Here is an 11339-nt window from a genome sequence, read left to right on the forward strand (position 1 = left end):
AGGCTTGACGCTACGCTATTTACCCGCCGCCTGCGCGGCATAGACATAGCTGTCATAGGTATATTCGGCGACGCGGAACCACTCGAAACCCTCGTCGCGGAATTTCTTCCAGCTCGGATAGATCTTCGCCCAGGCCGGGTTCTTTTCGGTATATTCAGCGTAGAGATCGAAGGTGACCTTGTAAGCGGCATCCAGCACGTCACGCGGGAGAGGCCGCAAGTTTACGCCCTTCGACACCAGCGAACGGATTGCACCGGTGTTCTTCACGTCATAGAGCGAAATCATGTTCTGCGTTGCAGCCTGAGCGGCGGTGTTCAGCGCCACCTTGTAGGCTTCGGGCAGGCTTTCATATTGCTGCTTGTTGACGAAGAAATGCACCGAAGCGCCACCTTCCCAGAAAGCCGGATAGTAGTAGTAAGGCGCGATCTGGTAGAAGCCGAGCTTCTCATCGTCATACGGGCCGACCCATTCGGCGGCATCGATGGTTCCGCGTTCCAGCGACGGATAGATGTCGCCGCCGGGCAGCTGCTGCGGCACGACGCCAAGGCGCGACATGACTTCACCAGCCACACCGGCGATGCGCATCTTCAAACCTTTCAGGTCTTCGAGGCTCTTGATTTCCTTGCGATACCAGCCGCCCATCTGTGCAGCGGTGTTGCCGCCGACGATACCGACAACGCCGTAATCGGAAAGGAATTCGTTATAAAGCTCATTGCCGCCGCCATGATAGAGCCACGCATTTTGCAGGCGTGTGTTCATGCCGAAGGGAATGGCGGTGCCGATGGCGAAAGCCGGGTTTTTGCCGGTGAAATAATAGCCGCAGGTGTGGGCGATTTCGACCGTATTGGCCTGCACCGCGTCAATAGCCTGCGGACCGGGCACCAGTTCGCCCGCCTGAAACACCTGTATCTGGAACTTGCCGTCCGTCATCTTCGACAGGGCATTGGCCATAAAGACCGCGCCGCCATAGATCGTGTCGAGATTGTTTGGGAAGCCCGATGTCAGACGCCAGCGTATGTTCGGCAATTCATCTGCGATTGCCGGTGTGGCCAGCGCCGCACCGCTTGTGGCGGCGGCGGCTCCGATGGCCGCCCCCTTGGTTAGAAATGTACGGCGGTTCAAATCCTGTTTCATGTTTTCCTCCTCCAAAACTGTTTCACTTGTAACCCGCGCGAAAACTGGTCTCCCCTCGGTTACTGCGCTGGCTTTTCCGGTTGTCCGAAGCTTGGCTGCGGCGATCCGAACGATGGGGCGGGCAGCGGGTCCGTGGACGGCGAAGGCGCACCGAATGGGGCGGGCGCAGTGCCGAACGGATTGCCGCCATCCGCACCCGGCATCGGCACGTTGATCTGGATCGTCGACGGATCGGCGACCGGATGGCCGGATTTGTAATGGGTAACGATACCGGGAAACGCGATGATGATCGCGACCATCACCAGCTGGATCAGCAGGAACGGGATTGACCCCATATAGATCTGGCCCGACGTGACCGGTTGGATCGTGGCTCCCGTTACCTTGTCCTTATAGGCGCGCGACGGCGCCACCGAACGCAGATAGAACAGGGAGAAGCCGAACGGTGGATGCATGAACGATGTCTGCATGTTTACCGCCAGCATGACGCCGAACCAGACGAGATCGATGCCGAGCGCGTCGGCAACCGGCGCCAGAAGCGGGATGATGATGAAGGCCAGCTCGAAATAATCGAGGAAGAAGGCCAGAAAGAAGACGAGAATATTGGCGACGATCAGGAAGCCGACTTCGCCGCCGGGAATCGACGTCATCAGATGCTCAACCCAGACGTGACCGTTGACACCGTAGAAGGTGAGCGAAAACACACGTGCGCCAAGCAGAATGAAAATGACGAAAGACGAAAGCTTCGCCGTGGCGTAAAGCGCCGAGGTCAGCATCTTCATGTTCAGGCGGCGATTGATGATCGCAAGCAGAAGCGCACCGACCGCGCCCATTGCGCCGCCCTCCGTCGGCGTAGCGACACCGATGAAGATCGTGCCCAGAACGAGGAAGATCAGCACCAGCGGCGGCACGAGCGAGACCACCACGCGCTGCGCCAGTTTCCACCCCTTCAAGGTGCGGGCCTGCAACGGCAAGGCTGGAACAGTCTGAGGCCGCAGGATCGACATGCCGATGATGTAGGCGCAATAAAAGCCGACCAGCATCAGGCCCGGCACGAGCGCGCCCTTATACATATCCCCGACCGACCGACCGAGCTGGTCGGCGAGAACGATCAGAACGAGGCTCGGCGGAATGATCTGCGCCAATGTGCCGGAAGCGGCAATAGTGCCGCTTGCCACTTTGCGGTCATAACCATAGCGCAGCATGATCGGCAGCGAGATCAAGCCCATCGAAATCACCGAAGCGGCAACGACGCCAGTGGTGGCCGCCAGAAGTGCGCCGACGATAATCACCGCAAAGGCCAGGCCACCGCGCACGGGGCCGAACAACTGCCCGATCGTGTCGAGCAGGTCTTCGGCCATACCACTTCGCTCCAATATCAACCCCATGAAGGTGAAGAAAGGAATGGCGAGCAGGGTTTCGTTCGACATCTGGCCAAAGATGCGGTCGGGTATGGCCCCGAACAGATTGACCGGCAAAAGCCCCATTTCGATGCCGACGAAACCGAAGGCAAACCCGACAAAGGCAAGCGCAAAAGCCACCGGATAGCCGAGTAAAAGCACGACGATCAGCGAGAGGAACATCAGCGGCGCGAGATTTTCCGCGAAGAAAGCAACCATATATCCGTCCCCCTCAGAGCGCTTGGGCTTCTGCGTCTTCAGCCGCCACCGTATCCGGTAGACGCCCTTGCAGAATGGCAATGCGTTTGATGAGTTCGGACAGGCCTTGCAGCGCCAAGAGTCCGAAACCGATGGGGATCAGCGTCCAGACAGGCCAAAGAACCAGCCCGCCTGTATTGTTGGAGGTTTCACCGCTGGCGAACTTCGCTTCCACAATGGGCCATGAAAGATAGATCGTGATGAGGCAGAAGGGCAGCAGGAAGACGATAGTGCCGAAAATCTCGACCAGCAGCTGGGTGCGGCGCGAATAACGGCTGTAGAGCAGATCGACCTTCACATGCTCGCTGTGTAGCAGCGTGTAACCGGCGGCGATCAGGAAAACCGCCGAAAACAGATACCACTGCGCTTCCAGCCATGCGTTGGAACTGAGATTGAAAAGCTTGCGCGAAACCGCATTGATGGCGCTGATCAGCACCGCCACGAGTATCAGCCAGGATACTGCTTTTCCGATGAAATTATTGGCCGCGTCAATAGCGCGCGACAACGCCAGCAAAACTGACATTGCTCCTCCCCTTTTGTTTCGGCCTCCTCAAGCCGTTTTGCAAAAGAGAATAAGTGCGCGGGAATCCACCCGCAAGCAGACGATAGTCGCAACAAAAGCACAATTACCCACTAGTGGGTAATAAGCAGAGCTTTCCCGTCTTCCGGCGGCTAACTTTCTGAAAAGCCAAGCCGGTTTTCAATGGCATAACGGGTCAATCCGGCGGTGCTGGCGATGCCGAGTTTCTTCTTGATGTTCTTGCGGTGAGTCTCGACTGTTGCTTCCGATATGCCGAGCGCGGAAGCAATCTCGCGATTGCTGCTACCTTCGGCAACCAGAACCAGCACATCGTTTTCACGCGACGACAGGCCTTCCGCCTTCTTCTCGGCATTGTCGAGAAGTGCTTCCGAAACGCCGGAGGAAAAATAGGTTCCGCCCGATGCGACTGCATGGATGGCGGCGACGATTTCACTCGTCGAAACATCCTTCAGCACATAGCCCGAAGCACCGCGCATGATCGAGGTCGAGATATATTCGCGACTGTCATGCATGGAGAGCATCAGAATGCGCGTACCCGGCAGTTGCCGCTTGAAAAGCTCGATGGCATCGATACCGTTGAGAAGCGGCATATTGATATCCATCAGCACGACATCGGGCTTGGCGGTCTGCGCCATATCCAGCGCCAGCCGCGCATTGGATGCAGCGCCCGCGATTTCAATGTCGTCATAGGTTTCAAGCACGGCGCGCAAGCCGTCGAGAACCAGCGGATGATTATCGACCAGCAATACGCGAATCTTGCATTCTTTCGTCATGCGACTTCCGGTTTCATCAGGGACGGCTTCGTCATAGGTCTTTCGACTGCCGAAAGCGGCAGGCGCGCGGTCAACTGCGTACCATCGCTGCCGGTTTCCACCAAGAGCACACCGCCGAAATGTGCCATGCGTTCCTGCATATTTCTGAGGCCAAGTCCCGATGTCGCCCCTTTCAGATCATGACCGGCAAATCCATCGCCATTGTCGCTCACCGTCATCGTCACACGCCCGTTCGAATCCCAAAGGCGCACAGAGACCGCGCTCGCGCCCGAATGGCGCTCGATGTTGGTCAGCGCTTCCTGCGCCACCCGGTAGAGCGCCGTGCTCGGCTCCGGTTTCAGATTGACCCGCAGCGTATCGGCCTCAAAGCGGGTCTCGATACCCGTCCGCTCCGCGAAATGCTCGAAGAGCGCTTTCAGCGCCACCGTCATACCCAGATCGTCCAGAATACGCGGTCGCAGATCATGCGAAAGCCGCCGCACCTCCTTGATCGCGCCGTTCAGCACATCCGATGCCTTCTCGATGGCCCTCGGCGCACCGTCGCTGCCCGTATGCACCTGACGGCTGGCCAGATCGATGGCATAGCGCACGCCCACCAGATTCTGCGAAATGCCGTCGTGAAGTTCGCGGGCCAGACGGGCGCGTTCCTCCTCCTGCGTATCGATGATGCGCTGGGCAAGCTCCTTGAGCTTGCTGTCCGCCATGCGCCGCTCGCGAATGTTCAACAACATGCATGTCGCGAAAACCAGCATGACGGCAGGCACGGCGATGAGACTGACCACCAGAAACGTGTTGCGGATATTGGCGCGAAAATCGGCATTGGCCGCCGCCGTCTGCGCATAAACATCATCCAGATAAACGCCGGTTCCCAGCATCCATTTCCACTTATCCAGCCCAACCGCAAAGGACAGCTTGTCGGCCATTTCGCCGCTCGACGGCTTTTCCCATTTATATTGGTGCAGCCCGCCCCCCTGCTTTGCCTTGTCGATCAGATTGGCAATGACATGATCACCATCAGGATCGACTAGATTGAGCCAGTTCTGACCGGGACGAAAGGTCTGGCGCGGATGCACGACATTGTTGCCGTCATAGTCATAAACGAAGAAATAACCGTCCCGCCCGTAATCGAGCGAGGTGAGAATGCTCGTCACCTTCTGCATGGCCGCTGTATCGTCGGGACCGGCCTCGTCATAGATTTTCTGGATTGCTGACAGAGCCAGATTGGTGAGGTTCAGAAGCTCGGTCTCCTTCGCCTTCAGCATGTTCTTCTCAAAAGTCGCGATGCTGCTCTGCACGAGATTGGCCGATTGCCACGTGATGAAGGCCGTGACCGTCAGGATCGCGACGATCAACGGCACAATGGCCAGAGCCAGAATCTGATATCGAAGCGTCACGCCTAGCTCCTCCCAACATCGCCGGACGGCTTTTTAAATTGGGACTTTAAAGCCCCGCTTCGACGGACGAAAGAGGCGATATGCGCTGCCAATTTGCGGCACATTGCCAGACGGCAATATTATTTCGTATAGACTTATTTATGTAGATATAATGCAAAGCGCGGTCAGCTTTCCATTGCGCCTTGTTGCAAGAGCGGTATAGGAAGGCTGAAATTAAACGTTCGCGCGCTTCATTCGCGACGTGCAGGACCCTGAATTCTGGCCGTCTTGCCCAACCCCCATCGTTGAAGTGCGCCTTCGGAGGAGTGATTACATGCAATATTGCGGCAAGGCGCCTCGTCGGCTTCCCAAGGAGAGAAGACGATGAACGCCGAAGTAAAGCACGCGCAGGCGGGTGGAACCGACAAGACGGCCATCGAGCTGAAGAATGTAGAGATTTCGTTCAAACTGGCCGATGGCGGTCGGTTCGATGCGGTTGCCGAAAGCAATCTCAAGGTCGCGGAAAACGAATTCGTCGCCATTGTCGGCCCAACCGGATGCGGTAAATCCACCTTGCTGAATGCTGTGGCCGGTCTTCTGACGCCCGCGCAGGGTATTGTCGAGATCAACGGCCAGCGCCTGCAAGGGCTAAATCGCAAGGCGGGTTATCTCTTCCAGCAGGACGCGCTGATGCCCTGGAAGACGGTGCTCGACAATGTCGCCATCGGCCTTGAAATCGCAGGCTCGACAAAGGCCGAAGCCCGCAGACATGCGCAGGAATGGCTGGCCCGTGTCGGGCTTGCAAGCTTCGGCGACCGCTATCCGCATATGCTTTCCGGGGGCCAGCGCAAACGTGTGGGTCTGGCGCAGGTGCTGATCCGCAATCCGAAATATCTGCTGATGGATGAGCCATTCGGCCCGCTGGACGCGCAAACCCGCGTCATCATGGGCGATTTGCTGCTCGATCTGTGGTCGCAAGACAAGAAGGCGGTCATGTTCGTCACGCATGATCTCGAAGAAGCCATCGCGCTTGCTGACCGCGTTGTCATCATGTCTGCCGGTCCGCGGGCGCGCATCATGGCGGAATATCGCATTCCGCTCGAACGCCCTCGCGAGATTTCCGAAATCCGCCTCGACAACCAGTTTCACGAAATCCACCGGGAAATCTGGAGCGCGCTCAAGGAAGAAGTCCTCAAGGGCTACCAGCAGACGAGTGGAGACCGCGCCGGAGGACGTTCATGAAAAAACCATTGCTGTTTCTGGCGCAGCTCAGTATTGCTGTTGCCGTTATTCTCGTGTGGCATGTCTTTACCGCCACGCATCTTTTCGGCAACCCCGCCAAGGCGAAATTCTTCTTCGCCACACCGGGCGATGTCGCCTTGCGCACCTATAAATGGTTTGCCGAAGGCACGATCTGGTATCACCTCGGCATCACGCTGCTCGAAGCCATGCTCGCCTTTGCCATCGGCTCGATTGCGGGTGTCCTGATCGGCTTCTGGTTTGCGCGCAAGCCCATATTGGCAGCTGTTTTCGACCCCTATGTGAAAGCCGCCAACTCCCTGCCGCGTGTTGTTCTGGCACCGATTTTTGCGCTGTGGCTTGGCCTCGGCATCTGGTCCAAGGTAGCGCTTGGCGTTTCACTGGTGTTCTTCATCGTGTTCTTCAACGTCTATCAGGGCGTGAAGGAAGTGAACCAGACCGTGCTGTCCAATGCCCGCATGCTTGGCATGAACGAGCGGCAATTGTTGCGCAACGTCTACCTGCCCTCGGCTTTGTCATGGATGTTTTCGAGCCTGCATACCGCTGTCGGCTTCGCCGTCGTGGGTGCGGTCGTGGGCGAATATCTCGGTTCTTCGGCGGGGCTTGGCTACCTCATTCATCAGGCGGAAGGCGTGTTCGACGTGACCGGCGTTGTCGCCGGTATGCTCGTGCTGACCGTCTTCGTGCTGATCATCGACTGGGGCGTCACCATCATCGAGGAGCGCCTGCTTGTCTGGCGCCCCAAAGCCGCAAGCCACAACGCATAACGGCGCGTCGCGCTTACGAGAGCGGTTCCGGTTAAAATGGAATCATGGAATCGCTCTATCTATTTGTTTTCACGCATCATCCCACGCAAAACCGCTACGCACTTTTGGTGGAAGTGCTCTAGGAGGAAAATCATGAAGATTAATCGCAGAGACGCCCTGCTGGGCGCCGCAGCTCTTGGACTGGCCGGCATTGCTTCCCGCCTGCCCGCCTATGCGCAGGACGCATCGGCAACGCCAGAAAAACCCGAACTGATGTTCGGCGTCGGCGGCAAGCCGCTTTTCTACTACCTGCCGCTAACGATTGCCGAGCGCAAAGGCTTCTTTGAAGAACAGGGCCTGAAGGCAACGGTCAACGATTTTGGCGGCGGCGCGAAGTCGTTGCAGGCTCTGATCGGTGGTTCGGTCGATGTCGTGACGGGCGCTTACGAACACACGATCCGCATGCAGAACAAGGGCCAGGACATCAAGGCAGTCTGCGAACTTGGACGTTTCCCGGGCATCTGCATCGGCGTGCGCAAGGACCTCGCAGGCGAAATCAAGACCATTGCCGACCTGAAGGGCCAGAATGTCGGCGTTACGGCGCCCGGCTCCTCCACGTCGCTGTTCCTGCAATATGCACTCATGAAGAACGGTCTGTCGGAAGATGCCGCGTCGATTATCGGCGTTGGCGGCGGCGCAAGCGCGGTTGCAGCCATCAAGAAAGGCGAAATCGCCGCTCTCGTCCATCTCGATCCGGTAATCACCCGCCTCGAAGTCGATGGCGATATCACTCTGCTGATCGACACCCGCACAGAAGAAGGCACGCGACAGCTGTTCGGCGGCACCAATCCGGCCGCGACAGTTTATGTGCAGCAGAGCTTTATCGACGCAAACCCGATCACTACGCAGCGCGTCGTCAATGCCTTCGTCAAGTCGCTGGACTGGATTCACAAGGCATCCGCCGACGACGTTGCCGACGCCGTGCCGGAGGAATATCTGCTTGGCGACCGTGAACTCTACAAAACCGGCTTTGAGAAATCCCGCGCCATGTATTCCGAAAAGGGCCTGATTGCCGAAGAAGGCTTCAAGAGCCTCTATGAAATGTTGAAGGCGCTCGATCCGGAGCTTTCCAGCGCGGATATTTCATTTGCGCAGACTTTCGATCCGCGCTTTGTGCAGGCCGCCAAAATCTAACCAAGAACAAGGCCGGGATCGCTTCGAATCCCGGCCTTTTCCATTTCATTCGTTGAAAAATGCCGCGCGGAATCAAACGCTATCGTGAGCTGGACGCGCGATGTGCCGCTTCAGCAATGCGGCTGCAAATTCGAAATCCCGTGCCTCGATAGCCTGCAAAATCTCCAGATGGTCCGCGCAGGCCTGACGAATTCGCGCTTCGCCCATACGCTCAAACTCACAGGATTCCGTCAGTCTCCTCAAATGGTTCTGCCAGCGCAGAGCCTGAGTAAGAAACCGGTTATTAGCCCATGACACCAGCGTTTCATGGAAATTCGCATTGACGTCGAACCAAAACCCATCCGGAAAATCGGATATCGGGCGTTCGAGTATTTCAAGCTGTTCGCGTTGCAGTTCCTGCAACTCGGAGAGAACCGGGCTGTAATCAGCTTGTGTCAGCGCGCCGCATTCGATGACCACCCGGAAAGAATAGCTTTCATTGACGGCATGTTCATTGTCGAGCGCTTCGGCAAAGCGCCAGCCGTAGCCTGGAAGCCGCTCGGCCAGTCCTTCGGCGGCAAAGCGCATCAATGTGCGGCGCACCGTTCCACGTGTCACTTCGAACTGTTCCGCGAGGGCTGCTTCAGAAACTTCCAGGCCGATCGAACCGGAAGCACGCGCGCTCATCAGCCTGTGATAGAGGTCTTCGAAATCGGACGGCGGCAATATTTCGTTCGACAGCTCGTCCTGTTTCGGAAAGCGCTGCAACAGATAACCGCGATTGGGCGCCTGCGCGACGATCCCCCGCTCCACCAGAAGATGCAGAACCTGCCGGACCGGCGAGCGCGAAACATGCAATTCGCGCGCAATCGCGGCATCGGAAATGCGATCACCGATCTGCCAGCGCTCCTTGGTGATAAGCGCCAGCATCTTATGCGCAACTTCCACCTGAAGATTGCTCAAACCGGTTTGCGTCACTGTTCCGTCCGTCCGGGGTGCTGTTACGATGATGTTCACGCGCGGTAAATCCTCCGTGACAAATTTATAACAAAAATCTGCACGCGCGGGAGTTCCATTCGCTTGAGGGCACGCCAATGTGATCGGCGCGTGATGAGGCGAAACGGAAAGCAGTTTTCTGAAAAATAGCGGGAGTTACGGCCGGGGAGCCGCTTTGCTCGACCCGAACTGGTGCGCTTCAAAGGGCAACCCAAATGGCAATACCGCCGCCCCGATAAAAAGCAGGCGACAGATCGGAGACCTGTCGCCTGTCTATAACAATGGACTGGAGGTCACATTATTATCAGTTCATATTTTCAAGCTTCGTCAGATAACCCGACACATTACTGCGAACATAAACCTAGACGAAACCTGTCCGGATATCGGGACGATGCCCCGATATCCGATCTTGATATGTGTTATTAGAACGAGCGCTGGAAGCGAACGATACCGCCCCAAGCGTCCTTCTCGACAGCGAGATCACGCCATTCGCCACCGAACTTGGTGTACGAAATTTCCGGGGTGATCGTGAAGCCAGGAACGAGCTGGTAAGCTACGTTAGCCGTAACTGCAGTCTTGCCCCAGTCGTCGTGTGCGCCCTGAAGGTTGAAGGTAGCCTTGTCGGTTGCCTTGAACTTCGCGCCACCCCAGACAGCCCAATCGCCGCCCCACTGGCCGTAGTTCTGCACCGGAGATTCTTCCGAAGCGTAACCACCCTGCAACCAAACCGAGAAGCGGTCGGTGATGTTCACGTCACCGCGAACCTTGGCAGCCCATTCTTCGATGACCGAGTCGTAAGCTGCAACAGCTGCGATCGAGCCCCAGCCGCCTTCGTACTTCAGACCGCCGAGGATGTGCGGGGTGTAGCCGTCGATGACGTAGCCCGAGCCGCCTTCTTCAACAGCCAGGATAGCCGAGAAGCCGTTGCCGCCCTTGTAGGTGTACGAAATCTGACCGGTGGTGTAGCTGCCTGCGCCGACCACGTCATCGTTGATGACGCCGCCGAGGTAACCGGTGAAGGTGTGGAATGCGGATTCGTCGATACCGACCTTGAAGCCGCCGAGCTGGATGTAGCCGATACGGAAATCAACGCCGCTGCTCGTGCCACCCCAAACGGTGTCTTCGTCAGGGCTGTAGCCGCCGTAGAATCCATCGTGACGGGAATTGTTGGCGCCGTAGTTGAAGCGGGTCTCCGTGTAGGTCTTCAGGGTGCCGAGTTCGGTTTCCGAAGCAGTGTGGGTGCGCAGCGTGAAGCGAGCAGCCTTGTCCCAGCCCTTACGGTCGCTACCGGTGTAGACGTCATCGCCGCCCTTTACGTCGTAACGGACGTAGCCGCTGATGCGCAGGCAGGTTTCGGTGCCCGGAATGTAGAAGTAGCCAGCGCCGTAAGCATCGCAAACGCGGACATATTCAACTGCTTCAGGTTCCGGTGCAACGATTGCATCGGCAGCCTGTGCGCCGGAAACTGCAACGAGCGCTGCAGCGGAGCCGAGAAGAAGGCTCTTGATGTTCATTTCTGACCTCCAGGATCAAGTTGATAGAAGTTTCGATTTTTTTACGAGTCGTTTTTTACGATTGCATAATACGATTTTCATTGATGGTTTCGTTAGTCAATGGCGTTTTTTCCCAATAAGATACAGACCGTTACTTCCGGGGCGACCGTTGAAATTCTGCAACAGTCATAATTA

The 11339-nt window shown here is 57.1% G+C and carries 10 protein-coding genes; 3 read left to right on the forward strand and 7 right to left on the reverse strand.

Features of this window, described 5'->3' with window-relative positions; genetic code table 11:
* Positions 1-15: 15 nt before the first annotated feature.
* The 5 genes from FIC94_RS03460 to mctS all read right to left on the reverse strand — a co-directional run bounded on the left by FIC94_RS03460 (position 16) and on the right by mctS (position 5497).
* Positions 16-1134 (reverse strand): TRAP transporter substrate-binding protein, encoded by a 1119-nt coding sequence (locus FIC94_RS03460; RefSeq protein WP_109367164.1) that lies wholly within the window; start codon positions 1132-1134, stop codon positions 16-18.
* Between the two features lie 59 nt (positions 1135-1193).
* Complete coding sequence (locus FIC94_RS03465; protein WP_109367163.1) at positions 1194-2750, reverse strand: TRAP transporter large permease; 1557 nt, start codon at positions 2748-2750, stop codon at positions 1194-1196.
* 13 nt (positions 2751-2763) lie between these two features.
* The gene (locus tag FIC94_RS03470) at positions 2764-3312 is read right to left on the reverse strand and encodes a TRAP transporter small permease subunit (protein ID WP_109367162.1); all 549 of its coding nucleotides are present in this window, start codon (positions 3310-3312) and stop codon (positions 2764-2766) included.
* A 149-nt stretch (positions 3313-3461) separates the two neighbouring features.
* Positions 3462-4103, reverse strand: coding sequence for a two-component system response regulator MctR (gene mctR, locus FIC94_RS03475; RefSeq protein WP_109367161.1), 642 nt, complete (start codon positions 4101-4103; stop codon positions 3462-3464).
* Positions 4100-5497, reverse strand: coding sequence for a two-component system sensor histidine kinase MctS (gene mctS / locus FIC94_RS03480; protein WP_140023927.1), 1398 nt, complete (start codon positions 5495-5497; stop codon positions 4100-4102). The genes mctR and mctS overlap by 4 nt, the downstream gene beginning before the upstream one ends.
* A 363-nt stretch (positions 5498-5860) precedes the next feature.
* Here mctS and FIC94_RS03485 point away from each other — a divergent pair, with 363 nt between their 5' ends.
* From FIC94_RS03485 to FIC94_RS03495, 3 genes are all read left to right on the forward strand, one after another.
* Positions 5861-6718, forward strand: coding sequence for an ABC transporter ATP-binding protein (locus FIC94_RS03485; protein WP_140023928.1), 858 nt, complete (start codon positions 5861-5863; stop codon positions 6716-6718).
* Complete coding sequence (locus FIC94_RS03490) at positions 6715-7503, forward strand: ABC transporter permease (protein WP_124915840.1); 789 nt, start codon at positions 6715-6717, stop codon at positions 7501-7503. Before FIC94_RS03485 ends, FIC94_RS03490 begins: the two co-directional genes overlap by 4 nt.
* A 132-nt stretch (positions 7504-7635) precedes the next feature.
* Positions 7636-8676: an ABC transporter substrate-binding protein gene (locus FIC94_RS03495; RefSeq protein WP_109367157.1), complete on the forward strand. Its 1041-nt coding sequence runs from the start codon at positions 7636-7638 to the stop codon at positions 8674-8676.
* 72 nt (positions 8677-8748) lie between these two features.
* On the opposite strand, the gene FIC94_RS03500 is transcribed toward FIC94_RS03495, so the two are convergent.
* Both FIC94_RS03500 and FIC94_RS03505 read right to left on the reverse strand, forming a co-directional pair.
* The gene (locus FIC94_RS03500) at positions 8749-9672 is read right to left on the reverse strand and encodes a GntR family transcriptional regulator (RefSeq protein ID WP_235891942.1); all 924 of its coding nucleotides are present in this window, start codon (positions 9670-9672) and stop codon (positions 8749-8751) included.
* Between the two features lie 401 nt (positions 9673-10073).
* The gene (locus FIC94_RS03505; RefSeq protein WP_140023930.1) at positions 10074-11165 is read right to left on the reverse strand and encodes a porin; all 1092 of its coding nucleotides are present in this window, start codon (positions 11163-11165) and stop codon (positions 10074-10076) included.
* Positions 11166-11339 lie beyond the last annotated feature (174 nt).

This window comes from Ochrobactrum teleogrylli (assembly GCF_006376685.1).
Classification (GTDB): Bacteria; Pseudomonadota; Alphaproteobacteria; order Rhizobiales; family Rhizobiaceae; genus Brucella; species Brucella teleogrylli.